24 protein-coding genes and 1 tRNA gene are annotated in these 26,976 nt (G+C 70.8%); 8 read left to right on the forward strand and 17 right to left on the reverse strand.

All coding sequences use genetic code 11. The annotated features are described in order from the left end of the window. Window positions 1–31 precede the first annotated feature (31 nt). The 3 genes from ACFLIM_RS22675 to ACFLIM_RS22685 all read left to right on the forward strand — a co-directional run bounded on the left by ACFLIM_RS22675 (window position 32) and on the right by ACFLIM_RS22685 (window position 3,056). Window positions 32–406: an FKBP-type peptidyl-prolyl cis-trans isomerase gene (locus ACFLIM_RS22675; RefSeq protein ID WP_393168458.1), complete on the forward strand. Its 375-nt coding sequence runs from the start codon at window positions 32–34 to the stop codon at window positions 404–406. A 134-nt stretch (window positions 407–540) separates the two neighbouring features. Then, window positions 541–2,064 (forward strand): ATP-dependent DNA ligase, encoded by a 1,524-nt coding sequence (locus tag ACFLIM_RS22680; RefSeq protein ID WP_393168460.1) that lies wholly within the window; start codon window positions 541–543, stop codon window positions 2,062–2,064. Between the two features lie 341 nt (window positions 2,065–2,405). Continuing rightward, window positions 2,406–3,056 carry a septal ring lytic transglycosylase RlpA family protein gene (locus tag ACFLIM_RS22685; RefSeq protein WP_393168461.1) on the forward strand — a complete coding sequence of 217 codons (651 nt, stop codon included), beginning with the start codon at window positions 2,406–2,408 and terminating at the stop codon, window positions 3,054–3,056. A 193-nt stretch (window positions 3,057–3,249) separates the two neighbouring features. Here ACFLIM_RS22685 and ACFLIM_RS22690 read toward each other — a convergent pair whose 3' ends face one another. Next, complete coding sequence (locus ACFLIM_RS22690) at window positions 3,250–3,843, reverse strand: DUF1707 and DUF4870 domain-containing protein (RefSeq protein ID WP_393168463.1); 594 nt, start codon at window positions 3,841–3,843, stop codon at window positions 3,250–3,252. A 133-nt stretch (window positions 3,844–3,976) separates the two neighbouring features. On the opposite strand from ACFLIM_RS22690, the gene ACFLIM_RS22695 reads away from it, so the two are divergent. Further along, window positions 3,977–4,321, forward strand: coding sequence for a hypothetical protein (locus ACFLIM_RS22695; protein ID WP_393168465.1), 345 nt, complete (start codon window positions 3,977–3,979; stop codon window positions 4,319–4,321). A 183-nt stretch (window positions 4,322–4,504) separates the two neighbouring features. Here ACFLIM_RS22695 and ACFLIM_RS22700 read toward each other — a convergent pair whose 3' ends face one another. The 6 genes from ACFLIM_RS22700 to ACFLIM_RS22725 form a co-directional block, all read right to left on the reverse strand. After that, entirely contained in the window at window positions 4,505–5,629 is a 1,125-nt protein-coding gene (locus ACFLIM_RS22700; RefSeq protein ID WP_393168467.1) for a DUF4192 domain-containing protein, read from the reverse strand. A gap of 116 nt (window positions 5,630–5,745) precedes the next feature. Then, the gene (locus tag ACFLIM_RS22705) at window positions 5,746–6,480 is read right to left on the reverse strand and encodes an EI24 domain-containing protein (RefSeq protein ID WP_393168469.1); all 735 of its coding nucleotides are present in this window, start codon (window positions 6,478–6,480) and stop codon (window positions 5,746–5,748) included. A 10-nt stretch (window positions 6,481–6,490) separates the two neighbouring features. Beyond that, on the reverse strand, window positions 6,491–7,072 hold the full coding sequence (locus tag ACFLIM_RS22710; protein ID WP_393168471.1) for a Maf family protein: 582 nt from the start codon (window positions 7,070–7,072) through the stop codon (window positions 6,491–6,493). A gap of 16 nt (window positions 7,073–7,088) precedes the next feature. Beyond that, window positions 7,089–7,703, reverse strand: a complete 615-nt coding sequence (locus ACFLIM_RS22715; RefSeq protein WP_393168473.1) for a DUF937 domain-containing protein — start codon at window positions 7,701–7,703, stop codon at window positions 7,089–7,091. Between the two features lie 69 nt (window positions 7,704–7,772). Then, a complete protein-coding gene (gene ftsH, locus ACFLIM_RS22720; RefSeq protein ID WP_393168475.1) occupies window positions 7,773–9,746 on the reverse strand; it encodes an ATP-dependent zinc metalloprotease FtsH in 1,974 nt (657 codons plus the stop codon). 24 nt (window positions 9,747–9,770) lie between these two features. Then, window positions 9,771–10,514 carry a hypothetical protein gene (locus tag ACFLIM_RS22725; protein ID WP_393168477.1) on the reverse strand — a complete coding sequence of 248 codons (744 nt, stop codon included), beginning with the start codon at window positions 10,512–10,514 and terminating at the stop codon, window positions 9,771–9,773. A 162-nt stretch (window positions 10,515–10,676) separates the two neighbouring features. Between ACFLIM_RS22725 and ACFLIM_RS22730 the strand changes: the two genes are divergently transcribed. Then, window positions 10,677–11,660 (forward strand): DUF3616 domain-containing protein, encoded by a 984-nt coding sequence (locus ACFLIM_RS22730; RefSeq protein WP_393168479.1) that lies wholly within the window; start codon window positions 10,677–10,679, stop codon window positions 11,658–11,660. Here the strand turns inward: ACFLIM_RS22730 and ACFLIM_RS22735 are convergent. Both ACFLIM_RS22735 and ACFLIM_RS22740 read right to left on the reverse strand, forming a co-directional pair. After that, on the reverse strand, window positions 11,650–12,321 hold the full coding sequence (locus tag ACFLIM_RS22735; RefSeq protein ID WP_393168481.1) for a peptidyl-tRNA hydrolase: 672 nt from the start codon (window positions 12,319–12,321) through the stop codon (window positions 11,650–11,652). The two genes, ACFLIM_RS22730 and ACFLIM_RS22735, sit on opposite strands and share 11 nt — an antisense overlap. Then, window positions 12,318–13,580, reverse strand: a complete 1,263-nt coding sequence (locus tag ACFLIM_RS22740; protein ID WP_393168483.1) for an MFS transporter — start codon at window positions 13,578–13,580, stop codon at window positions 12,318–12,320. Before ACFLIM_RS22740 ends, ACFLIM_RS22735 begins: the two co-directional genes overlap by 4 nt. 71 nt (window positions 13,581–13,651) lie before the next feature. Between ACFLIM_RS22740 and ACFLIM_RS22745 the strand changes: the two genes are divergently transcribed. Continuing rightward, entirely contained in the window at window positions 13,652–14,602 is a 951-nt protein-coding gene (locus ACFLIM_RS22745; protein WP_393168485.1) for a GlxA family transcriptional regulator, read from the forward strand. 64 nt (window positions 14,603–14,666) lie between these two features. Here the strand turns inward: ACFLIM_RS22745 and ACFLIM_RS22750 are convergent, their stop codons facing one another. The 3 genes from ACFLIM_RS22750 to ACFLIM_RS22760 all read right to left on the reverse strand — a co-directional run bounded on the left by ACFLIM_RS22750 (window position 14,667) and on the right by ACFLIM_RS22760 (window position 19,128). Beyond that, the gene (locus ACFLIM_RS22750) at window positions 14,667–15,491 is read right to left on the reverse strand and encodes a class II aldolase/adducin family protein (RefSeq protein WP_393168660.1); all 825 of its coding nucleotides are present in this window, start codon (window positions 15,489–15,491) and stop codon (window positions 14,667–14,669) included. After that, window positions 15,454–18,132 (reverse strand): caspase family protein, encoded by a 2,679-nt coding sequence (locus tag ACFLIM_RS22755; RefSeq protein ID WP_393168487.1) that lies wholly within the window; start codon window positions 18,130–18,132, stop codon window positions 15,454–15,456. The genes ACFLIM_RS22750 and ACFLIM_RS22755 overlap by 38 nt, the downstream gene beginning before the upstream one ends. Window positions 18,133–18,228: 96 nt before the next feature. After that, a complete protein-coding gene (locus ACFLIM_RS22760) occupies window positions 18,229–19,128 on the reverse strand; it encodes a bifunctional helix-turn-helix transcriptional regulator/GNAT family N-acetyltransferase (protein WP_393168489.1) in 900 nt (299 codons plus the stop codon). Window positions 19,129–19,276: 148 nt separating this feature from the next. Between ACFLIM_RS22760 and ACFLIM_RS22765 the strand changes: the two genes are divergently transcribed. After that, complete coding sequence (locus ACFLIM_RS22765; protein ID WP_393168491.1) at window positions 19,277–21,463, forward strand: DEAD/DEAH box helicase; 2,187 nt, start codon at window positions 19,277–19,279, stop codon at window positions 21,461–21,463. A gap of 57 nt (window positions 21,464–21,520) precedes the next feature. Here ACFLIM_RS22765 and ACFLIM_RS22770 read toward each other — a convergent pair. From ACFLIM_RS22770 to ACFLIM_RS22785, 4 genes are all read right to left on the reverse strand, one after another. Then, window positions 21,521–21,593, reverse strand: a tRNA-Ala gene (locus ACFLIM_RS22770). A 114-nt stretch (window positions 21,594–21,707) separates the two neighbouring features. Then, the gene (locus ACFLIM_RS22775; protein ID WP_393168493.1) at window positions 21,708–23,201 is read right to left on the reverse strand and encodes a vWA domain-containing protein; all 1,494 of its coding nucleotides are present in this window, start codon (window positions 23,199–23,201) and stop codon (window positions 21,708–21,710) included. A gap of 141 nt (window positions 23,202–23,342) precedes the next feature. Then, on the reverse strand, window positions 23,343–23,861 hold the full coding sequence (locus ACFLIM_RS22780; RefSeq protein ID WP_393168495.1) for an isoprenylcysteine carboxyl methyltransferase family protein: 519 nt from the start codon (window positions 23,859–23,861) through the stop codon (window positions 23,343–23,345). Continuing rightward, window positions 23,858–24,913, reverse strand: a complete 1,056-nt coding sequence (locus ACFLIM_RS22785; RefSeq protein WP_393168497.1) for a type III polyketide synthase — start codon at window positions 24,911–24,913, stop codon at window positions 23,858–23,860. Before ACFLIM_RS22785 ends, ACFLIM_RS22780 begins: the two co-directional genes overlap by 4 nt. Before the next feature lie 6 nt (window positions 24,914–24,919). Between ACFLIM_RS22785 and ACFLIM_RS22790 the strand changes: the two genes are divergently transcribed. Further along, entirely contained in the window at window positions 24,920–25,891 is a 972-nt protein-coding gene (locus ACFLIM_RS22790; RefSeq protein ID WP_393168499.1) for a helix-turn-helix domain-containing protein, read from the forward strand. On the opposite strand, the gene ACFLIM_RS22795 is transcribed toward ACFLIM_RS22790, so the two are convergent. Beyond that, window positions 25,881–26,969, reverse strand: a complete 1,089-nt coding sequence (locus ACFLIM_RS22795; protein ID WP_393168501.1) for a methyltransferase — start codon at window positions 26,967–26,969, stop codon at window positions 25,881–25,883. The two genes, ACFLIM_RS22790 and ACFLIM_RS22795, sit on opposite strands and share 11 nt — an antisense overlap. Window positions 26,970–26,976 lie beyond the last annotated feature (7 nt).

Consider the following 26,976-nt stretch of genomic DNA (forward strand, 5'->3'; position numbering starts at 1 on the left):
GGTCCATTCTCATCGTCAACAGGAGCACTTCGTGGCACTCGAAAAGCCCGAGATCGACTTCCCGGAGGGCAACCCGCCCGCTGACCTGGAGATCGTCGACCTGACCGTGGGCGACGGCCCGGAGGCCAAGCCCGGCCACAACGTACGCGTTCATTACGTGGGCGTCGCGTTCTCGACCGGGGAGGAGTTCGACGCGTCGTGGAACCGCGGCGAGGCGTTCTCGTTCCCCCTCGGCGGCGGACGCGTCATCGCCGGCTGGGACCAGGGAGTCGCGGGCATGAAGGTCGGCGGCCGGCGCAAGCTGGTCATCCCGCCGCACCTCGGCTACGGCAGCCGCGGCGCGGGCGCCCGCATCAAGCCGAACGAGACGCTCATCTTCGTCGTCGACCTGCTCGGCGTCAGCTAGCGGGCCGCGCGGGGGCGGGTCGCCGTATCGGCGGCCCGCCCCTGTCGTTTGTATTCCGGGCGCTTGTCGGCGTTCCGACACTCTCAGCCAATTCCGAGTGGGGAAATGTCACTGGCGTGAGGCACCATAGGCGTGTGCTTCTGATCGACGTGGTCCGGGTGTCCGAGGCGGTGACGCGCACGTCCGCCAGACTCGGCAAGATCAGCCTGCTGGCGGAGCTGCTTGGCCGGGTCGGCCCCGACGAGGCGGAGACCGCGATCTCCTACCTCTCGGGCGAGCTGCCCCAGCGGCAGGTCGGCGTGGGCTGGCGCACGCTGGAGGACCTGCCCCAGCCCAAGCTGGCCGCCACCGCCACGCTGACCACGGTCGACGAGCTGTTGAGCAGGATCAAGGCGGTTTCCGGGCAGGGCTCGCAGGCGGCGCGCAAGGCCCTGGTGGCGGAGCTGTTCGCGGGGCTGACGAGCCAGGAGCAGCAGTTCATGAGCAGGTTGCTGTTCGGCGAGCTGCGGCAGGGCGCGCTCGACGGCGTCATGATCGAGGCGGTGGCCAAGGCGTCAGGCGCGCCGTCGGCCGACGTGCGGCGGGCGCTCACCTTGCGCGGCTGGCTGCCCGCCGTGGGGGCCGCGGCGCTGACCGGCGGGGTGGCGGCGCTGCACGCGTTCCGGCTGGAGGTGGGCCAGGCGGTCTCGCCCATGCTGGCGGGCAGCGCGCCCAACGTCGCCACCGCCCTGGAGAAGGCGGGCAACCCGGCGGCGCTGGAGTGGAAACTCGACGGTGTCCGCGTGCAGGCCCACCGCTCCGGCGGTGCGGTGAAGGTCTTCACCCGCACGCTCGACGACATCACGCCGCAGGTTCCCGAGCTGGTCGAGGCGGTGCTCGAGATGCCGTCCGAGGATCTGGTGCTGGACGGGGAGGTGCTCGCGCTGCGTCCCGACGGGCGCCCGCATCCGTTCCAGGTCACGGCGAGCCGGGTGACCAGCAAGACCAACGTCGCCCAGCTGCGCGAGCGGACGCCGCTGAGCGTGTTCTTCTTCGACGCCCTGCGGGTCGACGGCGCCGATCTGCTCGATCTGCCCTATTCGCAACGCCAGAAAGCCCTGGTCCGTACGGTCCCGCAGGGCCTGCTGACGCCGCGGCTGATCACGGGGGATGTGGCGGAGGCGGAGAAGTTCTTCACCGACGTGGTGAGGGCCGGTCACGAGGGCCTGGTGGTCAAGTCCCTGGCCTCCCCTTACGCGGCCGGTCGGCGGGGCGCGGGCTGGATCAAGGTCAAGCCGCGCCACACCCTCGACCTGGTGGTCCTCGCGGCCGAGTGGGGCCACGGCCGCCGCGAGGGCAAGCTCTCCAACCTCCATCTGGGCGCCCGCGACCCGGAGGGCGGGTTCGTGATGCTCGGCAAGACCTTCAAGGGGCTGACGGACGAGCTGCTGGCCTGGCAGACCGAGCGCTTCCTCGAGCTGGCCGCGGGCCCGACCGACTCGTGGACGGTCACACTCAGGCCCGAGCTGGTGGTGGAGATCGCCTTCGACGGGGTCCAGCGCTCGCCGCGCTATCCCGGCGGCATGGCCCTCCGGTTCGCCCGGGTGCTGCGTTACCGCCCGGACAAGCGGGTCGAAGACGCCGACACGGTGGAGACCGTGCGCTCGCTCATGCTGTGACGCGCCTTCCAGCGGAGCACGCTGAGGGCTCCTGAGTCCCGCATCGGGCCTGGCGGAGCCGCCGGTCCACAGGCAGCACGGTCGGCCAAGCCGCGTCTTTCGCGTACCCCGGCACCCGAAGATCGGCGGCGCACTCTCAGCGTTCTAGGCACTCCTGTGACCTAAGTGAGATATGTCACTGGATGTCCCATTAAGTTGCCTTTACCTGTTGTTTGTCGCATATGTTCGTCCGCACGTGCGGGATCCCCCATCCCGCCTGCGGATCGGCCACCTTACGTGCCCTACACCCCCTTGACCTGGCCTTTCCCTTCCCTATCCCCTAGCTAGGACCGTGGTTTACCTTGGGCCAGCACTCCTACAAGCCGTCCCCTAGGCGCTCCCACCGCTGGGCCGCCATCGCAGCCGGGGCCGTCGTCGTAGCCGCCGCCTCGACCACCGCTTGGGCGGCCATCGGAAACGACTCCCCCAAACGCACCGCCGCCACGACACCAGTGGCCAAGCCGTCCCCCGACCAGGCCACGACCCCGAACGAAGCCGCCCGCCAACCCACCCCGGAAACGACATCGCCCGAGCCTGCGGACACAACGTCACCCTCGGACACGAGGTCACCAGCCCCCAAGCCCCCGGCGGCCGTCCACCCGAAACCCACCAAGTCTGCTGAGCCCGAGGCCAAGACGGAGGCCACGAAGCCCAGGAGCCGCGTCCTCTCGACCGGCGCCTGCGGCGCCTCGTTCTACGGCGAACCCCAGATGACCGCCAGCGGCGAACGCTTCAACCCCTCGGCCATGACCGCCGCCCACAAGACCCTCCCGCTGGGCAGCAAGGTCCGCGTCACGAACCCGAACAACGGCGACTCGGTCACGGTCCGCATCAACGACCGCGGCCCGTACGTCGGCGGGCGCTGCCTCGACCTCTCCGAAGCCGCCTTCGCCGCCATCGGGAACGTCAGCTCGGGAGTGATGCGAGTCAAGTACGAGGTCCTGTCCCGCTGAGCAGCCAAACCCAGCACCACGGTACGGTCCAAGCCGCCGCCCTCACCTATCACGGTCACCTGGAGATAGGACCCCGAGGCGGTCACCTGGCGACGGACAGACCCCCAAGATGATCAGCCGATGACAGACGGACACCCGAGGCGGGCCTCCGTGGGGGAGTTGGCGGCGGTGGTGAGGGTTCTTGGGTGGCGGGTTACTTCACCAGGCGGATCGTCATGGGGTAGCGGAAGGCGCCCTCCGTCAAGGCGGAGACGCCACCGACGATGGCGAGGACAACGGCCGCGACCCAGATGAACGGCAGGAGCACGACCCCGACGATCGTGAACGGCAGGAGGACCGTCGCGCCCACCACCGTGATCTGGAAGTTGAGTGCCTCCAGCGCATGCCTGCGGATGTAGGGCGAGGTCTTGGCCCCGGTGAGCAGCAGGATCAGGGGACCGACGATCGGGATTCCGATGACCATCAGCAAGTGGGCGGCGGCGGCGCCGAGGCGCTCGTTGCTCTCCGGCGCGCGCTCAGGGCGGACCGGCGGCGGCAACGGGCTGAGCTGGGATACGGCTCGGGTGCCGTACAGCTCCGTCATGATGGGCATCAGGTCACCGTGCGTGCGCGCCGTCATCGCGCGCTCCAGCCGGTCGTCGAACTCGAGCTTGTCGAAGCGGCCTTCCGCGTAGGCGGCTTTGACGTGCTCGACCACGTGCTCGCGGTCCTGGTCGGTGACGCGCAGATGAGCTGGCGGCACCTGTCCCGGCCCGGGGGTTTGCGGTACCCCAGCCATAATCGTCATGCCTCTCCTTAGGGAAATGGGCAGTCACCTCTCATACTGCGTCGCCGGAGCCGGAGGTGCTATCGGGAGAATCCCCGATGTATCCCCTAGATCATCCCCGACGCATGGGCTCCAGACGGTATAAAAAGGATTCATGAGATGGCGAGACCGCTACGGCATTCGTCGGCTGCGCGGCCCCAAAGTTGCGAAGTTCGACCGTGAGGCGACAGACGCCGACATCGAAGCGCTTATCGCCTTTGCCCGTTCGCGGCGTGGCGTCGAGTTCTACGTCGAGCCAGAGACATTCGCCACCGACACGACCGCTGTGGCGGTGGCCGACGACGGCGAGTGGACCAGGCGCAGGGTCGGCTCGCCCGCAGTGATCCACAAGGTCGCTCGCGATCTTGCCCTGCCGGTGTACGACGTTCAGCTCACCGGGTATCCGCAGCGCATGCGCGCTTACAACGAGCGCCGCCGCCGCGAGGAAGACCCCCAGTAACCGAACCGATCGCCTCCGGGTGACCGACCGCGCTGCCCATGTGGCGCATGAGCCAGGTAGCTGGTCGGTCATTTCACTGGTCGGGTTGCGGGTTGCGGGGTGCCGGGCGGTGCTGGCGTGCGGCTTGTTCGCGGGCTGTGATGCGTGGCTTCCTCGTGGTTCCGCACCCGGCTTGGTGAGTGGTTAGCCGGGTAGGTCTTGGGGGTCTTCCTCGTCGAGCAGGTTGACCAACGGGAGTAGCCAGGCTCCGTGTGTGGGGCCCATGGCGGCGTCGAGTTCGCCGGGGCTGGGGAGGCGGCCTCGGATGATGCTTGGGGAGAGCAGGTTTTGAAGGGCGTGCATGAGGAGGTTGGCCATCGAGTAGCCGGGGTCGATGGTCAGGGCGCGTTCGACGGCGATGGTGGCCTGCACGCTGTTTCCCGCTCGCCAGGCGGCCATGGCCAGGAGGGATGCGGCCGGTGGCGTGAAGCGCGGCTCCAGTCTGCGGGTCAGGTCCTTCCACAGGAGAGCGTGGGACTCGTCCATGAGGGTCCACGCCTCGTCGCGGACTCTGGTGATCGTCAGATCCAGGCCCAGCCTTGCCGCTTCGGCGTCTTCCAGGCGGCCGCCTTCGGTGTGGGTCTGCAGGGCTGATCGCACTCTCGCCAGGCCCTGGGCTATGAAGTCCTGGGCGAAGGTGTCCAGGTCTGTGGCTGCTGTGAGTCTGGCTCGGACGTCTGTGATCGCGTCGGCTGTGGCGCGGCGCATCGCCATCCGTACGGGACCCGTGAGCGGGGCTATCGTGCGTTCGAGGGCTTCCCGGTCCGGGAGAGCGACCAGGCCGCGCACGGTCGCCTCTGCGGCGATCTGACTGGTGGACGGGTCATATGGGGTGCCTTCCGCCGGGCAGCACATCGGGACGTCGCACACATATGACCAGTAGCGGCCCTCGTGGGCCCGCAACGCCTCGCCGACGTGGACCTCGGTCTTGGTGGCCAGGAGCCTGGCCTCGTCCACCGCCGGCGTGACGAGCTCACCGGGGCCGTAGCCGACGATGACGATCTCGGTGACGCCCTCCCTGTCGAAGAGGAGGGCCAAGGGGGCGAGGGTCTCGGGTGGGAGCGGCAGGTTCCACCTGGCCACCACCTTGGCCTGGCCGTGATCGAGTCCGATCACGATGAGGCTGTGGTGGGGATGGAAGCCGACGAGGTAGGGCACGGCGGCCAGGATGTCGGCAGGGCTGGTCAGGGTGAGGCAGGGGTCGGCGCCTGGGGTCGCGCCAATGGCGGGAGTCGAGTCCGGGGTGGGGGCGGAGGTATTGGTCGTCATGGGCACTTAGGGTGCCGGGGCGGTGATAGTCGCAGCGCGCCGAACGCGATTCTGGGGATGGGGGAGGTTGCGCTGGTCGAGGTTGTGGATAACCGCTGTCAGGCAAGGTGGAGGGGCTACGGGGTGGGAGCCAGGCGCGTACGTACGAGGAGGGCGGCGCCCGCTACGGCGGCCGGCATCGCGATGACCGCCACGAACGGCACCAGGAACAGCAGGAACACCACCACCCCGAACCCCAGCGCGGCGGCCTTGTTGGCGCGCAGGAGCGCGAACCGCTCCTTGCGGGCCATCCCGCGTCGTTCCAGGGCCAGGGTGGTGAGCTCTACTGTCAGGAAAAATCCGGACACGGCAGCCCCGATCACGGGCACCACCGTCTGCCCCACCACCGGCACGAAGCCCAGGATGAACAGCGGCATCGTGAAAAGCAGCACGTAGCAGAGCGTGACCAGGCTGTCCCTGATCGAGCGCGGCAACGTACGCCACCACGGCTGCTCCTCCGCCGACGGAAGCACGTCCACCGCCGCCGACAACCGCTCGTAGAACGGCTCCCCGATCGCCAGCGTGAGCGCGGCGAACGTCAGCACCGCCACCGCCAGCCCCCCGAGGACCAGGGCGATGCCCACCAGCGTGCGGAACAACTCCCGCCAGCCCCACGAATCCGCGAACGGCGTCAGGAACTCGGCCAAGTCAGCGGCATTGGTGCCGAGGAAGACCAGCGCCACCACGTAGACGGCGAACGCGATCAGCGCCGGGATCAGCCCGAACAGCCACCACCGACCGTTCCTGGCGACCCATCCCCACCCCTGGAAGAAGAAGCCGACGCCGGACGTGAAGTCGCGCAGTGATCGCATGCCCGGCAGGCTAACGCCAGAACGACGTCACCGCGTAGCCCAGCTCCGCGAACAGGTCGCGAAGCAGCGGCAGCGAGAGGCCGAGCACGTTGCCGTGATCGCCCTCGATGCCCTCCACGAACCAACCGCCGCGCCCCTCGATGCTGAACGCCCCGGCCAGGCCGAGCGGCTCGCCGGTGGCCACGTAGGTGGCGATCTCCTCCTCCGACGGCTGGCCGAAGTGCACCACGGTGGTGGCCACCTCCGCCACCTGCCGGCCCGCGGCGACGTCGATCACGCAGTGGCCCGTCACCAGGCGGGCGGTGCGGCCCCGCATGATCCGCCACCGCTCTGCGGCCTCCTCCTCGGTGGCGGGCTTGCCGTAGGGGCGGCCGTCGAGCTCGAGAATCGAGTCGCAGCCGATCACCAGCCCCTCGTCGAGCCCGCTCGCGACCGCCTCGGCCTTCGCCCTGGCCAGCACCAGACTGAGCGCCGCCGGAGAGTATGCGGTGAAGGCCTCCTCGTCGACCCCGCTGACGATCACCTTGGGGTCGAGACCGGCGTTGCGCAGGAGAGTCAGGCGGGCGGGGGAGGCTGAGGCCAGAACGATCACTGCCTCAGCCTACCGGTCACCAGTCGGGGTTCGAGGTCCCAGGTGCCGCCTCCCGCTGGTCCCGAGCCCCCGCCGTGCCTTCCTGAGGCTCGTACGGCCCTCCTTGCGGCGGTACGGCGCCGCCGAAGATGCTCCCCAGCAGTCCCCCGAGCAGATCCCCGAGCCCGCCCGGCAGGGCCGACTGCTCCTTGTCCAGGTCGTCGGCCACGGCCTCCGCGTCCATGTCCGCGTTCGCGGCCCGGTTGGCGAGCAACGACATGATCATGGGGGCGATCAGGGGCAGCAACTTCTTGAGGGTCCCCGAGCTGATCCCGGCGAACTGCGACAACTCGGCCGCGGCCTGCTCCGTCCCCTGGCCGCCCAGCACGTGGCCGAGGATGCTGTGCCCGTCGCGGATCAGGGAGGCCACGTCGCCGCTGAACGGATCGGCGTCCACATGCTCGTCCAGCGCCCCCCGCAGGGCCTCGGCGCCGTCCGGGTCGGCGGCGTTGCGCGCCAGGCCGCCGACGATGGTGCCCGACACGGCCTGGACCACGTTGCGGGCCGTGGCCGTGTCCGTGCCGAGCATTCCGGCGATCTGTTCCAGTCCTGAGTCTCCGAGCTGGGCGAGAAGCTCGTCATGCAGTGTCACGGCTAGTCCCCCCGATCGTTCTCGCGGGAGACGTTCCCCTACCGGGATCGAGCCAACGCCCGGATTGTCCTAATTATCGGAAAAGCTGCCCGAGGGCTCGGGCACGCCTCGCGCGGCCTCGGAAAGGCTTGCCGAGCCCACGGTGGAGGAGCTGATCAGGCCCGCCGCCGCATACGCTCCGGCCTCGTCCAGCGTCTCGTGCTCCAGCAGGGCGGCCACGATCCCCTCCAGCTTCTCCCGGTTGTCCGTGAGCACCTGGATGGCGCGTTCGTAGCACTCGTCCACGATCCGCCGCGTCTCCTCGTCCACGGTGGCGAGCGTGGCGGGCGAGGCCTGCGGCTGCTGGCCGTCGTTGGGCAGGATGGTCAGCGGGCCGACCTTCTCCGACATGCCCCACCGGCCGACCATGCCGCGGGCGATCATGGTGACCTGTTCGAGGTCGTTCTCGGCGCCGGTGGTGATGACGCCGTACACGACCTGCTCGGCCGCCATCCCGCCGAGCGCGCCGGTGATACGCCCGCGCAGATACTGCTCGTCGTAGGCGTAGCGGTCGGTGTCGGGGGTGGACAGAGTGACGCCGAGCGCCCGGCCGCGGGGGATGATCGAGATCTTCCTGACCGGGTCGGCACCCGGCTGGAGCATCCCGAGCAGCGCGTGCCCGGCCTCGTGGAAGGCGGTCCTGGTGCGCTCCTCCTCCGGCATCACGATGCTGCGGGCCGCGCCGAGTTGCAGCTTCTCCAGCGCGTCCGCGAAGTCGATCATCATGACCTTCTCCTTGCCGCGCTTGGCGGCGAGCAGGGCGGCCTCGTTGACCAGGTTGGCCAGGTCGGCGCCGGTCATGCCGGGGGTGGTCTTGGCGAGCTGGTCGAGGCTGACCTCGCCGTCCAGCGGCACGCTGCGCGAGTGGACCCCCAGGATCGCGGTGCGTCCCGCCGCGTCCGGCAACCCCACCTGCACGGTACGGTCGAAGCGCCCGGGACGCAGCAGCGCCGGGTCGAGGATCTCGGGACGGTTCGTGGCCCCGATGACGATCACGCCCTCGGCCCCCGAGAAGCCGTCCATCTCGGTGAGGATCTGGTTGAGCGTCTGCTCGCGCTCGTCGTGGCCGCCGAGGCCGCCCGCGCCGCCGCGGGCCCGGCCGATGGCGTCGATCTCGTCGATGAACACGATCGACGGCGCCACCTTGCGCGCCTCCTCGAACAGGTCGCGCACCCGCGAGGCGCCCACGCCGACGATCATCTCGATGAACTCGGAGGCGCTGGCCGAGAAGTACGGCACCTTGGCCTCGCCCGCGACCGCCCTGGCCAGCAGCGTCTTGCCGGTGCCCGGCGGGCCCGCGAGCAGCACGCCCTTGGGCAGCTTCGCGCCGAGCCTGCGGTATTTGCCGGGGTCCTTGAGGTAGTCGACGATCTCGACGAGCTCGTTCTCGACCTCGTCGATGCCCGCGACGTCCTCGAACGTGACCCGCACCTGCCCCGCGTCGACCGGCTTGGCCGCCTTGGACTTGCCGAGCCCGCCCAGCCCGCCGCCCATCATGCTGGCGCCGCGCCGCATCATCCAGATCCACAACCCGGCGAGCAGCAGCACGGGCAGCAGCGACAGCAGCAGGTTGGACAGGAAACTGCGGGTGATCGGCTGTGAGGTGATCTCCACCTGGCCGTTGGCGAGCTGCTGGTCGAGCTGGTCGGTGTTGGCGAAGGCCGGGATCTCGGTCTGGAACCTGGTGTAGTTCTCGTTGCTCTCGGGGTTCTTCGCCGAGCCCCGCAGGTCGCCCTCGACGGACAGGCCCTGGGCGTAGATGTCCTTGACGTTCTTGGCGTTCACCTGCTTGGTGAACTCGGTGTACGAGATCGTCTCGACGGATTCGCTGTCGACGAACGACGACACCACGAAGAATGCCGCGTACACCACGAGCAGGGTGACGACGAAGCGCCACCAGTTGATCTTGGGCCTGCCTCCGGGTGTCCCGGGCAGGCCCTCCGAGCGCCAGGGCGGTTTGCCCTTGCCCTTGTTCGGCGCCTGCGGCGGTCCAGAGCGTTCCACGGCGTCACTCCCCCACATGATCTTCTAGCCTAGAACACGCACCCCTGAGACCACGCGGCCGATGTCACGCCACTGCTTCCGCTGCGAGTCAGGCACTGTGACGAACGCCAGTCCCGGCTTGCTCATTCCCCCGTCCACGACCACGACGGCCGCCCGAGACGCCTTTTTTCCGTATTTGACGCGATAAACGAGCATCCAGCCGCGCTTGACCGGTTGCGAAGCGATCCAGCTGATCTTGGAGCCCTTGGGGTGGAGGTTGAGCGTCCAGCGGGCGGCCAGCAGCGCCGTGTCACGCGGGGACTCCTGCTCCATGATCGGGAGCGGGCAGCTGACGAACGTCCCGCGCAGGCTCGTGCCGCGCGGCCTGGGCAACACCTGCTTGGAGGTGAACGGCGCCGCCCCGTAGCGCTTCCACGGCCGGCCGAGCCTCGGCACCGCCAGTCCCGTGCGCTTGTCCTCGACGACCTGCTTGCCCGGAGAGCTCAGGGCCATGCCCTTGACCCCGCTGGTCAGCTTGGGGACGCGCGGGTCGGCGTGCAGGGCCTCCATGGCCGTGTAGCCGGGCGCGAGCTTCGAGCCCGGAGACGGCTCTGGAGTGGGCTCCAGAGTGGGAGTGGGTGCGGGGCCGGACGAGGACGGTGCGGCCGGCGGCGCGGTTACCGGCCCCGCCGCGACCTCGTCCGGCCCTGACGGGAGCACCACGGTCAGCGCCGCGGCCACGGCCACGACGACGACGGCCGCGGCGAGCCCCCGGTACACCACCCGCATGCGGATATCCCCGATGCGGGAGCGTTTGGGCGGAGAAGGACGGGTTCCAGCTCTGGTCGCGGTTCTCACTCCGGAACCCTTGATCACATCTTCCCCATCGAGCACGACGGGAGCGTACGACATATCCCGCCATTACGCCCATGAAGCAACCGAAGTGCAATCATGGTCTTCGTGGAACAGGTTGAGCTGCGATTCGATCACGCCTCGCAGGCGTACCAAACGCACACGAACCTCTCGGCGATCCGGCAGAGCGCCGCGGGCCTCTGGGTGGCCGGCGACGAGACCGCGACCTTCGAGCATCTGACGTGGACGGGCGACCACTTCGGCGCCCAGCGCACGTTCCCCCTGACCGACTACGTCAACCTCCCCGCGGGCCCGAAGGACGAGGCCGACATCGAGGGCCTGGCCCGGTCGGACGGCCACCTCTGGCTGGTCGGCTCGCACAGCCTCAAGCGCAAGCGCGTCAAGTCGAAGGACCCCGACAAGGCCGCCGACCGGCTGGCCACGGTGGTCAGGGAGGAGAACCGCTTCATCCTGGTACGCCTGCCGCTCCGCGACGGAGCTCGCGCGGAGACCCCGGAGGAGGGGTCGATCCTGGCGGGTTCGCACAGCCTCACCACGTACCTGCGCGAGGACCGGCACCTGGGACCGTTCCTGGCGTTGCCGGGCAAGGACAACGGGTTCGACGTCGAGGGCATCGCGGTCGTGTCCGAGCGCGTCTATCTGGGGCTGCGCGGTCCCGTGTTGCGGGGCTGGGCGGTGGTGCTGGAGCTGCGGCTGGACGACGCGGGCAAGGGGCGGTTGCGGCTGCGGGAGCCGTACCGCAAGCATTTCCTGGACCTGGGCGGGCTCGGCGTGCGGGACCTGTGCCCCGACGGCGACTCGCTGCTGCTGCTCGCCGGGCCGACCATGGACCTCGACGGGCCGGTCCGCGTAGTGCGCTGGCGGCTCGGCCCGAAGCGGCAGGGGGTCGTCCCGGAGGACGAGCTGGAGACGGTGCTGGAACTGCCCTACGGCGTCGGCTGCGACCACCCCGAAGGGCTGGCGCTGCTGGCCGACGGACGGCTGATGGTCGTGTACGACAGCCCGTCGCCGGCCCGGATCACCACGGCGGGCGGCGTGCTGGCCGACGTGTTCACGATTTAGCGACGCGGCCGAGGAGCCAGGGCGCGTCCGCGACGAACGTGCATGAGCCCGGCTCGATCTCGGTGAACCCGGCGTCGCGCACGACCGGCAGCCCGGCGGCGACCAGGGCCTGGAAGTCGCTCTGGGAGGCGGCGGTGCGCACGGACACCGCCAGCCCGCGCGCCCGCCAGGCCGCCCGCTCGTCCTCGTCGCTGGCCCACCAGGCGAGCTGGGCGGCGTGCCCGGCCTGGGCCATGGCCTTGCCCGCCGACATGGCCAGCTCCGGGTTGGCCCACAGGATCGGCGGCTCGGCGGGCGCCGGCTCGGCGGTGTCGGTCAGCTCGGTGCCCCCCACCTGCAGCCGCGCCAGGTCCCGCGGCCAGCCGTCGAGCGGCACGGGCGGGTGCACGCGGACTTCGGCCGTGCGGTGCTCGATGGTGCGGCCCGGCAGCGCGACCGCCCTGCGCCACTCGGCGCCCCTGGCCCGGCGCACGACCTTGCGGATCTTGCCGGTGGACTGCCAGGCGTGCAGCTCGGCGGACCACTCCCCCGGGTCGTCCAGCAGGCTGAGCACGGCCATGGCGGCGGCCTCCATCGCGTCGGTGCGCTCGGGAGGACCAGTCGTCAGGGTCGCCCGCTCGATCCTGACGACGAGGGGCAGGACGTACAGATCAGCGTTCATCGCCCTCTAGCATGCCCGATGGCCAGCGACATGCCGGCGGCGAGGAGGCAGAGTGCGCCGGCGACGTACCAGGCGAGGTCGTAGGCGCCCAGGTGGTCGCGGGTGAGCCCGGCACCGACGACGGCGAACGCGGCCCCGACCTGGTGCGAGCCGAACACCCAGCCGAACACCACGGACCCGTCGGCCCCGTAGATCCGTCGGCACAGCGCCACCGTGGGCGGCACGGTCGCCACCCAGTCCAGGCCGTAGAACACGATGAAGATCAGCATGCTGGGCTCGGTCGTGGCCGCGAACAGGCTGGGCAACACCATCAGCGAGAGCCCGCGCAGCGCGTAGTAGACGCCGAGCAGCACCTTGGGGTCGATCTTGTCGCTGAGCCAGCCGGACGCGATCGTGCCCGCGATGTCGAAGATCCCGATGATCGCCAGCAGTCCCGCCGCCATCGGCTCGGCCATGCCGTGGTCGTGCGCGGCGGGGATGAAGTGGGTGCCGACCAGGCCGTTCGTGCTGGCGCCGCAGATCGCGAAACCGCCCGCGAGCAGCCAGAACGGCCGCGTCTTCGCCGCAGCGGCCAGCACGGTGACCGCCCTGACGGCCGCGTTCATCTTGCTCGGCTCGGTAAGCACGGCGCCCGGCTCCGCGCCGAGCGCCGTCGTGCCCACGTCCCGCGGATGGTCGCGCAGCAACCACCACACGAACGGCACCACTAACAGCGCCGCGGCGGCCACGGTCAGCGAGGCGAACCGCCACCCCGGACCCTCCGCGAGCTGGGCCAGGACGGGCAGGAAGATCAGCTGCCCGGTGGCGCCGGCCGCGGTGAGCACGCCGGTGACCAGGCCGCGGTGCCGGACGAACCAGCGGTCCACCACTGTCGCGGCGAACACCAGCGCCATCGAGCCGGTCCCGAGCCCCACGAGCACACCCCAGAACAGCAGGAGCTGCCAGCTCGCGGTCATCAGCACCGTGAGCCCGCTGCCCGCGGCGATCAACAGCAGCGCGATCGCGACCACGCGGCGCATGCCGAAGCGGTCCATCAGGGCGGCGGCGAAGGGGGCGGTCAGGCCGTAGAGCACCAGGTTGATCGACACGGCCAGCGAGATCGTACCGGCCGACCAGCCGAACTCCTCATGGAGCGGAGTGATCAGCACGCCGGGGGTGGCGCGGAACCCGGCGGCGCCCAGGATCGCCACGAAGGCGACGGCCGCCACGAACCAGGCCCGGTGCAGCCCGCGACGGGTGGGGGTGGTGCTCAGCGTCATGCGCCAATCCTGATTTATCGCCGTACTTGGCCACGAGTGGCCGGAAAGCCAATATGTGAAAGAATCAGGCCATGACTCATCGGATCGCGGTCGTCGTGCTCAACCATTTCGCCACGCTCGACCTCGGCGTGCCGGGCCAGGTGTTCTTGACGGCGGAGACGCCGGACGGCGAGAAGCTGTACGAGGTGGTGACCTGCTCCGAAGACCGCCGGCCGGTACGTTGTACGGCGGGCTACAGCGTCCTGCCCGACCACGACCTCGACGTGCTCGACACGGCCGACACGGTGCTGGTGCCCGGCATCCACGCGGGGCGGGCGCTGAAGGACGGCACGATCTCGGACACGCTGTACGAGGCCCTGCAGGGGCGGCCGCGGACGATGTCGATCTGCACGGGAGCGTTCGTGCTGGCGGCGGCGGGCCTGCTCGACGGCCGCCCGGCCACCACGCACTGGCGCGAGTCCGCCGGGTTCGCTGCGCTGTTCCCGCAGGTGAAGCTGGATCCCGACGTGTTGTTCGTGGACGACGGCGACGTGCTGACCTCGGCCGGGGTGGCGGCGGGGCTGGACCTGTGCCTGCACGTGATCAGGCGCGACCACGGCAGCGAGGTGGCCAACCGCGCGGCCCGCCGATGCGTCATGCCGCCGTGGCGGGAGGGCGGCCAGGCCCAGTACATCGACCGCCACCTGCCGTACGTCGAGAGCGGCGGCACGGCGGCCACCCGCGAGTGGATGCTCGCCCATCTGGACCGCCCGATCGACCTCAACGGGCTGGCCGAGCACGCCAGGATGAGCGTGCGCACGTTCACCAGGCGCTTCCGCGAGGAGACCGGCGTGAGCCCGGCCAGGTGGCTGAACGTCCAGCGGGTGCAGCACGCCAGGCAGCTGCTGGAGACGACGGATCTCGGCGTCGAGGAGGTGGCCAGGCGGGCGGGCTTCGGCACCGCCGTCTCGCTGCGCCAGCACCTGCACGCGGCGGTCGGGGTGGCGCCGCTGGCCTACCGGCACACGTTCCGGCGCGCCTGATCGCGACTGTCCCGGTTCGCCATACAATCGGCGCAAAAGTCCGGCATCCTCGCCGGAGTCGGCGCTATTCGAACAGGTCGGGCTGCTCCCGGACGATCTGGTCGTGCAGCGGCTGGTAGTTGATCCAGCCGACCAGGTCGTTGCCGATCTGCTGATGGGTGAGCGTGGCGTTGTCCGGCTCGATGGGCACGACCTGGCCCGCGGCCTTGGCGACGAGCTGGACCTGGGCCGAGCGCTCCATCGTGATGAACCACCAGGCGGCCGCGTCCACCGTGTCGCCGACCGTCAGCAGGCCGTGGTTGCGCAGCACGACGGCCTTGTTGCCGCCCAGCGCCGCGGCGATGCGCTTGCCCTCCTCCAGGTCGGTCACCACGCCCGTGTAGTCGTCGAACAGGCCGCAGTCCTGGTAGAAGGCGCACGCGTCCTGGGTGATGGGCTCGATGACCTGGCCGAGGGCCGACAGCGCGCGGCCGTACACGGAGTGGCTGTGCGCGGCGGCGACCACGCCGGGCCGGGCCTGGTGCACCTGGGAGTGGATGGCGAACGCCGCCTCGTTGACCGGGTAGCGGCCCTCCACGACCTTGCCCCCGTGGTCGACCAGGATGAGGTCGCTGACCCTGATGTGCTTGAACGACAGGCCGAACGGGTTGACCCAGAAGTGGTCGGTCAGCTCGGGGTCGCGGGCGGTGATGTGCCCGGCGACGCCCTCCTCGAAGCCGAGCTTGCCGAAGATCCGCAGCGCCGCCGCCAGCCGCTCCTTGCGGTGCTTCCGCTCTTCCTCGACGGTCTCGAACGTCGGGGGCAGGCGGAAGATGAGGTTGTCCGGCATGGCTCTCCTCGCGTCCAGAATCTCATTCTGATGGCAGGTTAGCGCCTGCCGGGCGCGAATGCGGTTCCGCGGCCCTGCTCAGGTAGGCCGCAGTGGCCGCGCAGACCGCCGCGAGGAACGACAACACCACGAACGGCGGCTCGGTCCTGACCCACGCGAGGTTGTGCAGGAGCCCCGCGATGACCGTGAGTTGCGCTCCGGCCAGCAGCTCCGGCCGTTCCCATCCGGCTTGCGCGGCCAGCAGGAGCAGCACCAGCAGGGCGGGCATCCAGTGGGGGATCTCGGGGAAGTCGGAGTTGCCGGAGATATAGACGCTGGAGACGGCCACGGCGACGAGGAGCGTGGCCGCCGTGCTCAGCACCGTCGATGCCCGGATCCGGCCCGCTCCGCGCTGCCGGATCACCCGCACGATGAGGGTGACGGCGAGGATCCCGGCGAGCCCGAAGACCGCGATCCAGGGGACGGTTTCGCCGGGTTCTTCCTCCACGTCCGTGGCTCTGCTCAGGTCGATGTAGATCATCAGCAGCGTGAGCACTCCCGCGACGGCTCCGACGGCCCGCCACCCACGCGCCTGGGCCAGGGCCGTCTCCATGAACACGGCCACGAGGACGAGCGCACAGCCCGCGATGATGATCGCCAGACTCCATACCGCTTGCATCCGCTCAGGGTTCGCGAACGCGCCCAGGTGGAGTCCGGCCAAGCCGGCGGCGGCTCCCAGGCTGGCCTGGCGGGCGCGGGTTTCCCGGACCAATCCGACCGCCACCGCCGCCGCGATCAGCAGCCACAACCAGATCAGGTAGTCGACCTGCAGTCGGTCGACGAAGCGCAGCGGGGGAAGGCCGCCTACCCCCGGGGCGGCGATCAGGAGCAGCGCCGACAACAGCGCCAGCACACGCGGCACCCGAGCCGCCCAATCTCGGACCGCCGGTTCCGCGGCGGGCGCCGCCGTGCCCCGAGCCGCCGACGTCGGCGGGCCTCCCGGCGTGGGTGTCACGGACTCCGGCCCAGGGACTACGGGCTGTGACTCGGACGGCGGCACAGGCGGCGGCTCGGGTGCGGCCGTCGACGCCTGCTCGGGCGTACGCGTCACGGGCTGAGGCGTGGGTCCCTGGTGTGCGGCCGCCAGGGGCGCGGCCTCCGGGGCTTCGGGCTGGGCGGACGGTGCCGGGATCGGCACGGCGCGCCCTTCGACGACCGGCGCATCCGCCACCCGCGCAGCGGCGGGCCGCACGGGGGCGACCCGCCCGGGGGTAGCCTGCCGGACCGCGGCCGGCATTGGGGCCGCCTGAGGGACCGCAGCCTGCGACGGGGCGACCTGCGGGACCGCGGCCGGGCCGGGGGCGGGGGCCGGGGTGTCGGGGCTGAGGGTGCGGGTGGCGGCGGCCGAGACCATGCGGCTGTCGTCTTGGGCCAGCCCCTCCAGGGCCAGCCGGGCCGCCAGGGCGAGTCCGGCGTGCTTGCTGTGCCGCAGCCGTTCGAGCTCCTCGACCGTGCCGGCCCTGATCTTGGCGATCGGGTGGTCGATCGCCTCCTGCAACTCGGTCGGCAGCGGGGCGGGCCGATCGACCGGCCGGCTGCGCCGCGCGATGACCAGCTCCCCCTGTACGTCGAACGTCCACTTGCCCGGCGTCTGGTTGGGCGTGACGGTCCTGACCTTGTCGAAGATGTAGTCGTACAGCTCGTGAATGCCCACGTAGCCGTCCTGGTCGCGGTCGGCCTCGCCCGTCTCCAGCCCCTCCACCAGCGCGCTGGTGAACACCGAAGGCGACTTCTCCTGCGCGTCGGCCAGGTCGGGCCCGTCGAAGGCGTACTCCAGGGCGTTGGAAGCGGTGATGACGACCCGGCCGCGCCCGCCGAACTGCTCCTCGACGTGGATGTCCGCCCCCGCCCGAGGCAGCGCGCCGCGCGCGAAGGCGCCCGCGTAGCAGCAGTCGAGCAGCAGCACGATGCTCCGGCACCGGCTGCGGCCCATCCGCCGGTTGACGAACTCGGCGGAGACGGCGGTGGCGCCGAGCCGGTTGAGCTTGGTGTTGGGGGTGGCGAAGTAGAGCTCACCGCTGTCGTCCTTGACCCCGTGGCCGGAGAAGTGCAGCAGGAGCAGGTCATCGGGGCGCCGGTCGGCGAAGAACTCCTCCACGGCCTCGTTGATCACGGCGGTGGGCTCGTTGAGCATCGCGCTCACCTCGAACCCGCCGATGGCCTCGTTCCCCAGCACCCTGGCCAGCGCCTCGGCGTCCAGCGCCGGCGCCCGCAACCGCCGCAGCCCGGGATCGCGGTATTCGTCGTTGGCCACGATCAGCGCCATCCGCCTGCCCACCTGCGGGGACGCCTCTACCTGCCGGCGGCGTAACCACACCTCGGTGAGCTCGCGCTGCTCCTTGGCCCGGATGCCGGTCAGCTCCAGCACGTCGCCCTCGATGTCCAGCTTGACCGACCGGTGCTGGTTGCGGGTGAGCCAGGCGGTGACCGCGTTCACGATCGCGCCGAGCAGCTCCGTCCCGGCCAGCGCGATCACCAGGCCGCCGAGCGTGAACGACAGAACCGCCCTCGTGCCCTCCGGGGCCTCCCCCGCCTCGGCCGCGCTCACCACGACGTCCAGCTCGAGCAGCTCGGCGCGGAGCCGGGCCGTGGCCTCGTCCAGGTCCTGCGGATCGGCGGCGGCGTCGACCACCCGCACCCGCAGCCGGGTTGTCTCACTCACAATGGCCACCCCTAAGGGGAGAGCGGGGAGACACCTGGAGGACGGCGTCGCGATCGCATTGTAAGCACCAGAGCGATCGCGGGGCAGCGGCATTTTTCACGGCCCGGCCGGGCCGTGCCGTTTCTCGAACCAGTGGTGCGCGTAGGGCTCGTCGTTGAACGCCTCGACCTCCCGATATCCGGCCGCCCGGTAGAGAGCGATGGCTTCGGTGAGTGCCTTGTTGGTCTCCAGCCGCAACGTACGGGCGCCGTTCGCGACCGCCCGCCCCTCCGCCTCGGCGAGCAGGCGGCGCCCCAGCCCCAGCCCGCGTACGGACGGATCCACCCACATCCGCTTGATCTCCGCAGCGGCGCTCTCCGGATGCAGCTTCAGCGCCACGCACCCGACCGGCTCGGCGTGCAGCGCGGCGACCAGCAACATCCCGGCGGGCAACCGCAGCTCGTGATCGTCGGCGGAGATGCTGCGAGCCGGATCGAAGCCGCCGTCGAACCGGCGGGCCAGCTCGCCGACGTACGCCTGGACGCAGTGCCGCGCGCTGGGGTGGCGTGGGTCGAGCACGTCGATGCTGACCATCGAGGCGAGGAGCAGGCGTTCGACCTCGGACATGGCGGCCACCAGGCGATCGCGCTGCGTGACGGACAGCGGCTCGAGGATCGAGGCGGCCACTTCGTCGGACCGGCGATCCAGCTCCTCCCGTTCGGCGACCCCCGCGGCCGTGAGCCGGGCCGTGCGCACCCGCCCGTCGGAACCGCCGTCGTCGACGACGACCAGCCCGTCGGCCTCCAGCGACCGCAACAACCTGCTCACGTATCCGGAGTCGAGCTCCAGCCGCGCCCGCAGCGCGCGGATCTCGCTGCCGTGAGCCCCGATCTCCCAGAGCAGCCGGGCCTGCCCGAGCGGGCGGTTCCTGGCCAGGAACCTGTCGCTCAGCGCCCCGATCCGCTGCGTCACGGTCCGCTGGAACCGCCGCACCTGCCCGATTGCCGTAGCGTCCATTTCTCTGACCATAGTCAGACAATCGTCGCCGTTCCACGGCTTGGACGTCGCTGTCTGATGTGTTGAAGGTTTTCTCCTCGTCAGTGCACATCTCCCCCAGCTGAACCAGCGCTGCCGGATGTCGGACCGAGGCGGTACTTTCTGCCGCATGGAAACACCGTCCGCCAGGGACGTCCGGCACCTCTTACGGCGGGCCGCGCGGCTGCTCGGCGACGCGCGAGGCCTCGTCGCCGAGCACGAGAGGTCGCTGGCCGAGGTGCGTTCCGCCCTCGAACCGCTGCGCGAGCGGCAGGCCAGGGCCGAGCTGGGCGCCATTCCAGTGTCCCGGCTGAAGGATGTCACCGGCGGCGGGCTGCGGCTCGGGGCGCTGGAGGAGTCCGGGTACACCACGGTGCTCAGCGTGCTGGAGGCGACGCCGTACGAGTTGCAGAAGTTGCCCGGCGTCGGGCCGAAGACCCGGTGGCAGGCGCAGAGCGCCGCCAAACAGATCGCGCGGGCCGCGCGGGAGTCCGGCACCGTCCACATCGACGTCGAACATCAGGACGCCGAGACCACGCGGCTGCTCGTCGCCCTGCATCGGCTGGTGACCGCCGGTCCCGAACTGTCGCAGGCCCGCCGTACGGCCGAAACGGTCGAGCAGCGGCTCAAGGGGCTGATCCCCGACGCCCGGGCCATGGGCAGCTGGTGGCGCAGGCTGCTGTCCGGAGAGCGGCGCCGCGCTCGCGCCGCGCAGGCCGCGGAGCAGATCGCGGGCCTGCTCGCCGGCGAGACCGAGACGCGCCTGCTCCTCGCGCAGACCACCACGGACCTGCTGCGCTCGCCGCCGGACGCGATGGAGGCGTGGATCGACTTCGAGGTCCGCGCGGCCGACTACTACAACCTGCTGGCGGAGCTGTCCGCCATGGCGCCGCCGGACCGGGTCGCCGCCGAAGGGTTCCTGCCCGACGAGCTGGCCGAGCGGGTTAGGGACCAGGAGCTGGACGACACCCACCGGCGGGTCTCGCTGCGCGGCTACCAGGCGTTCGGCGCCCGGTTCTCGATCGTCCAGCGGCGGGTGATCCTCGGTGACGAGATGGGGCTGGGCAAGACGATCCAGGCCATCGCCGTTCTCGCTCACCTGCACGCCAGGGGCACGACGCACTCCCTGGTGGTCTGTCCCGCGAGCGCCCTGATCAACTGGGTGCGGGAGGTCGAGACCCGCAGCACGCTCGGGGCCTATCGACTGCACGGCGGCGAGCGCGCCCTGGCGCAGGCGGCCTGGCTCGATCGCGGCGGGGTCGCGGTGACCACGTTCGACGGGCTGCACCGGCTGGATCCCCTGCCACAGGTGGGGATGCTCATCGTGGACGAGGCTCACTACGTGAAGAACCCGGAGGCCCGCCGGTCCAAGGCCGTGGCCGGGTGGTGCCGCCAGGTCGGCAGGGTGCTGTTCATGACCGGCACACCGATGGAGAACCGGGTGGAGGAGTTCCGCAGCCTGGTCGGCTACCTCCAGCCCCGGCTGCTCGCCAAGGTCAGGCGGAGTGACGCGGCGGCCGGGGCGCAGCCGTTCCGCCGCGCCGTCGCACCCGTCTACCTGCGCCGCAACCAGGAGGACGTGCTCACAGAACTGCCCGACCTGGTACACGTGGACGAGTGGGAGGAGTTCAGTACGGCCGACGCCGACGCCTACCGGGAAGCGGTGGAGTCTGGCCGGTTCATGGCGATGCGCCGGGCGGCCTACGCTGTGCCGGAGAAGTCGGCCAAACTGGAGCGGTTGCGCGAGCTGGTCGAGGAAGCGGCCCTCACCGGGCTCAAGGTGCTCGTGTTCTCCTACTTCCGCGACGTGCTCGCCACCGTCGGCGAGTCACTCGGCTCGTCGGTCCACGGGCCGCTCTCCGGCGACCTCTCGCCCGAACACCGCCAGCACGTGGTGGACGCGTTCACGGCGGCACCGGGCCATGCGGTCTTGCTCGCGCAGATGCAGGCGGGCGGGGTGGCACTCAACCTGCAGGCGGCCTCCGTCGTGATCATCTGCGAACCACAGGTCAAACCCACCATGGAGAGCCAGGCCGTGGCCCGTGCCCACCGCATGGGGCAGGTGCGCCGCGTGCAGGTGCACCGCCTGCTCACGCCCGGCAGCGTAGACGAACGCATGTTGCGGATCCTGCACGCCAAGACCAAGCTGTTCGACGCGTACGCCAGGCGCAGCGACCTGGCCGAGTCCACGCCTGAGGCGATCGACATCTCCGACCAGGCGCTGGCCCACCAGATCGTCAAGGAGGAACAGGAACGACTCGCCACCCCGCAGGACGCCGGCATCAGCGGCCCGGCACGATCGGACGACCGCGGTTGAACCACCCAACGGGAAAGCGGCGACGCCCGAACAGGCACCGCCGCTTCTCGTTGGCAGTGGAGCTATGGGGATTCGAACCCCAGACCTCCTCCATGCCATGGAGGCGCGCTACCAACTGCGCCATAGCCCCTTTGTCGCCTACAAGTCTAGCCGACTCCGCGACTCCCGAAGCACGCTCGCGAAGGCCCCCGGCCGCCGGCTCGTGCCCGCCCCCGGGCAGAGCACGACCGGCGTCAGGAGCCCGCTATCCCACCGACCGGGCCTTTTCGATGAGCGTGGCCAGTTCGGTCACCATCGGGTCCTCCGAGGCCCCGGCCAGCCGCGTGGCGTGCTCCCCGAGCGTGGGCAGGTCCAGGCCGAACGCCTTCTTGTCCCGCAGGTACACCGCGAACGCCGCCACGACCACGTCCACCTGGAGCCTGACCGGAGCCTTGTCCCACACGGACCCGGCCAGGTCGGCGGCCTGCAGCGACCTGCTCGCCTCCGAGGCGGTCCTGGTGTCGGGGTCCTGCCAGCGTACGGTCGCCTGGGCGAGTTGCCCGGTGGCGCCCGGCTTGAGGCTCAGCGAGTACAGCGCGGTGACGGAGTGGCCCGGGCCGATCTCGCCGCCGTCTCGGTTGTCGTCGCGGAACTCCTCGGTGGACAGGGCGCGGTTCTCGTACCCGATGAGCTGGTAGCTCTCCACCACCGACGGGTTGAACACCACCTGCGCCTTGGCGTCGCGCGCCCGCAGCTCGATGGTGGCGGGCAGTTGCGTGGCGAAGAGCTTGGCGGCCTCCTCCTCGGTGCTGACGTACACGGCCATGCCGTCGCCGTTGTCGGCGAGCTGCTCCATCAGCTCGTCGCCGTAATCCCGGCCGACGCCGACGGTGAGGAGCGTGACCTGCTGGCCCGCGTACTCCTTGACCCGGTCGAGGATGGTCTGCCACTCGGTGCTGCCCTGGTTGGCCAGGCCGTCGGAGAGCAGGATGACCCGGTTCGTGGCGGCGGGGCGGAACGCCTTGGACGCCTCCTGGTAGCCGGTGACCAGCCCGGCCTCCAGGTTCGTGCCGCCCGCGATGGTCAGCTCGTTCACCGCGCTCTGCAACTCGCCCCTGGCGGTGAGCGGGGTCATCGACGCGAGCACGTCCGCCTCGTCGCTGAACGCCACGATCGACACCTGGTCGCCGGGCGCGAGCTGGTCGAGCAGCTTCAGCAGCGCCGACTTGACCAGGTCAAGCCGCCCGGGCTCGCCCATGGAGCCGGACACGTCGACCACGAACGTGAGGTTCGCGGGCCGCCGGGCGGCCGCGTCGGACGCCCGCGTCTGCAGGCCGACGCGCAGCACGGCCTCGTCGCGCGACGGCAGCTTCGCGCCGTCCACGTGCACGGTGAACCCGTCGTCCGGCGGCTGCGCGTAGTCCTGCCGGAACGCGTTGACCCACTCCTCGGGACGGATCTCCCCGGGCGCGGGCCAGCGGTCTTCCTGGAGGGTACGGCGGGCGTAACCGTACGAGGCGGTGTCCACGTCCAGGGCGAACGTGGAGATCTGCGCCGTGGTCGTGTCCTTCTCGCTCTCCTCCTGGGTGTCGCTGGTCGGCTGGGCTTGGGCGGGCGACTTCTGCGGGACGACCCGCTGGTTTTCGCTGGTGGACTGGGGTGCTCTCTCGCCGGCGGTCGAGCTTCCCGCGCCGCCGCACGCGGCGAGACCCAGGAGCGCAACGATTCCGACACCGACGGCTAAAGGACGAAATTTCATCGCAACCACCTCCTGGTCGTACGACGGAACTTCGCCGGCAATGGCCGAGCCGGTGACTCAAGCGAGCGCAAACCGCGATCGACACGTGATCAGGTGTGACGAATGGGCCATTTGACGGAGGCGCCCCACTCCGGGGGGTGATCAGCGCCTTGACGCCGTGGTCGCCAGGGCGGCGTTCTCGACGCGTACGCGCACGGTGAGCAGCACCGCGTTGGCCGCCGTGAAGCCCAGCGCGGTCAGCCAGGCCGTGTGCACCAGCGGCAGCGCGAGGCCCTCCGCCACGACCGCCACGTAGTTCGGGTGCCCGAACCACCGGTACGGCCCCCTGCGCACCAGAGGCATCCCGGGCACCACGACGACGCGGGTGTTCCACCGCCTGCCGAGCGTGCCGATGCACCACCAGCGCAGCCCCTGGGCCAGGACCACGACGGCGAGCATCGGCCAGCCGAGCGCGGGCACGAAGGGGCGGCCGAGCAGCCACACCTCGGTCGGCGCCGCCACCAGGAGGGCCACGTGGGCCAGGACGATCCAGGGGTAATGCCGCCTGCCGTACTCGACGCCGCCCCGCAACCTGGCCCAGGCCAGGTTGCGGCGGGCGACCGCGAGCTCGGCCAGCCGTTCGAGCACGACCAGGCCGATCAGGACGAGGTACGCGCTCACCAGTGCAGCAGGAGCAGCTCGGCGGAGAAGCCGGGACCCAGCGCGAGGAGCACGGCGGGCGCGCCGGACCGGCCGCGCGTCTCCTGCAGCACGTGGAGCACGGAGACCGACGACAGGTTGCCGTACTCGCGCAGCGAGCGCCAGGTCACATCGAGCGCCCTGGGCGCGAGGCCGAGGGTCTCCACGATCTTGTCGATGACCTTCGGGCCGCCGGGGTGGCAGACCCAGGTGGCCACCTGCTCGGGGGTCAGGCCGTAGTCGGCGAGGAACGCCTTGATGTCGGCGGCCAGCACCTGCTCCACGAAGTCCGTCAGATCGGCGTCCAGCACGATGCGGAAGCCGTGGTCGCCCACGTCCCAGCCCATGAGGTGCTCGGTGCCGGGGTAGAGCCTGCTGCGGGTGGCGACGACCTCGGGGCCCGGCCCGCGCCCGGTCGCCACGACGGCCGCCGCGCCGTCGCCGAACAGGCCGCTGGCCACCAGGTTCGCGATCGAGGTGTCGTCCCGCTGGATCGTCAGCGAGCACAGCTCCACGCACACCAGCACCGCGACGTGGTCGGGCCAGCCGCGCAGGTAGTCGTGCAGCCGCGCCAGACCGGACGCCCCGGCCGCGCAGCCGAGCCCGAACACCGGCACCCGCTTGATGTCCGGCCGCAACCCCGCCCGCTGGGCCAGCTTCGCGTCGAGCGAGGGCGTGGCAACGCCTGTGGTCGAGCAGTACAGCAGGAGGTCGACCTTTTCCGGGCGCACGTCGGCCTTCCTGAGCGCGCCTCTCAGTGCCTGCTCGCCTAGTTCGAGGGCTATTTCGACGTACGCGTCGTTCGCGCGGGCGAAGGAGTCGAGCTTGGGGTAGTCGGCCAGCGGGAGCGCGAGATTACGGCCGCGCACCCCGGTGGCCGCGTGGAATCGTCTCAGCAGCTCCTCGTCGCAGTCGGTCAGCCGGGAGAACGCCTCGGTGATCTCCGCCTGCTCGTAGCGATGATCGGGCAAAACGGTCTGCACACCCGAAATATGCATATATCCCCCCTGCCGCTGAGAGGCCCTGGCTAACATGCGTTCATGCTCCTGCCGCTCCTCTCCAGGCCGCACCGGGTGGCCGTACTGGCGTTCGACGGCATGGCGCCGTTCGAGCTCGGGTGCGTCGTCGAGTTCTTCGGGCTGCCCCGGCCCGAACTGGACGTCCCCTGGTACGACCTCACCGTGTGCGCGCAGACCCTGGAGCCGCTCAGGGTGGTGGGCGGCTTCACCATGCAGGCGGCGCACAGGCTCGACGTGCTGGCCGCGGCCGACACGGTGATCGTCCCCGGGGTGGCGGACGTGCGCGGGACGGTCTCCCCGGAGCTGGTCGCGGCGCTGCGGCTCGCGCACTCGCGCGGCGCCCGGATGGTGTCGATCTGCTCGGGCGCGTTCGCGCTCGCCGCGGCCGGCCTGCTCGACGGGCGCGCGGCGACCACCCACTGGAGGTACGCCGGTCTGCTCCAGGAGCGCTTCCCCGCCGTCGAGGTCAACCCCTCGGTCCTGTACGTGGACGGCGGCGACGTGCTGACCAGCGCGGGCAGCGCCGCCGGGCTGGACCTGCTGGTCCACCTGGTGCGCAACGACCACGGCCCGAACGTGGCCAACGCCGTCGCCCGCCGGCTGGTCATACCGCCGCACCGGGAGGGCGGTCAGGCGCAGTTCATCGAGGCCGCGGTAACGCCGGTGACGGACGACGACGCCGTGGCCAGGGCGATGTCGTGGGCCCTGGAGCACCTGGCCGGGCCGATCAGCGTGGCGGACCTCGCCGGGGTGGCGCACATGTCGGAGCGCTCGTTCATCCGGCATTTCAAGCGGCAGACCGGGACCAGCCCGTTGCGGTGGGTGATCTCGCAGCGGGTGGCGGCCAGCCTGCCGATGCTGGAGTCGACGGAGGCGCCGGTGGAGGAGATCGGGGCGGCGGTCGGGTTCGAGAGCCCGGTGACGTTCCGGCACCATTTCGCGCGGGCCATGAGTACATCGCCTTCGGCGTACCGGCGGGCCTTCAGCTCGTGAGTCTCCAGAGGGAGGTCACCTCGGCGGCGCGGGCCGCGTGCAGCGGGTCTTCCTCGTCCTTCGGGCGCTGGTGCCGCGGCGCGGCGTCCATGCGGCCGGCCACGCGCAGCCCGGCCTCCTCGAACGCGGCCAGCAACTCGGCGCGGGTGCGCAGGCCGAGGTGCTCGGCCAGGTCGGACAGGATGAGCCAGCCTTCGCCGTCCGGCTCCAGATGCTCGGCGAGACCGCTGAGAAAGCCGTGCAACATCCGCCCGCCCGGATCGTAGACGGCCTGGTCGAGGGGCGAGGCCGGCTTGGCGGGCAACCACGGCGGGTTGCACACGACGAGCGGCGCGCGACCGGGCGGGAACAGGTCGGCCCGCACGATCTCCACCCGGTCGTCCAGCCCCAGACGGGTCACGTTGTCCCTGGCACACTCCACGGCCCGCTGGTCCAGATCGGTGGCCACGACGTGCCGGACGCCCCGCTTGGCGAGCACGGCGGCCAGCACCCCCGTGCCCGTGCCGATGTCGAACGCCAGCCGGTCGCCGGGCAGCGGCGCCTCGGCGACCAGATCGACGTACTCGCCTCTGACCGGGGAGAACACGCCGTAGTGGGGATGGATGCGGGCGCCGCCGAGCGCGGGAACGGGCACGCCCTGCCTGCGCCATTCGTGCGCCCCGATCAGGCCGAGCAGCTCGCGTAGCTGGCCCACCGCCGGCGGGGCCTCTGGGCCGTAGACCTCGGCGCACGCCTCGCGTACGTCCGGCGCCCTGCGCAGCGGGATCACGTGGTCTTCTTCGTACGGGATGAGCAGCATGCCGAGCGTCCTGGCCCGCTGGGACCTGGCCTGGCGGTAGCGGTGGAACCCGGCGTCGGGGGCGGCGGGCTTGCACCTTCGTCCCATGGCCGTCAGCAACTGCCGGGCGTTCTGGAAGTCGCCCCGCCACAGCAGGGCGGTGCCCTCGCAGGCCAGCCGGTATGCGGTGGCGGCCGTCATGCGGTCGTCGGCGACCACCACACGTGCGGGGGGCGGCACGCCCAGCGCCGAACGCCAGACCGCCGACCGCTCCTGCCCCGCCTCGGTCCACCGGATCATCAGACCT

Origin of the sequence: Nonomuraea marmarensis, from assembly GCF_043197025.1 — a bacterium.
In the GTDB taxonomy this organism is placed as follows: domain Bacteria; phylum Actinomycetota; class Actinomycetes; order Streptosporangiales; family Streptosporangiaceae; genus Nonomuraea; species Nonomuraea marmarensis.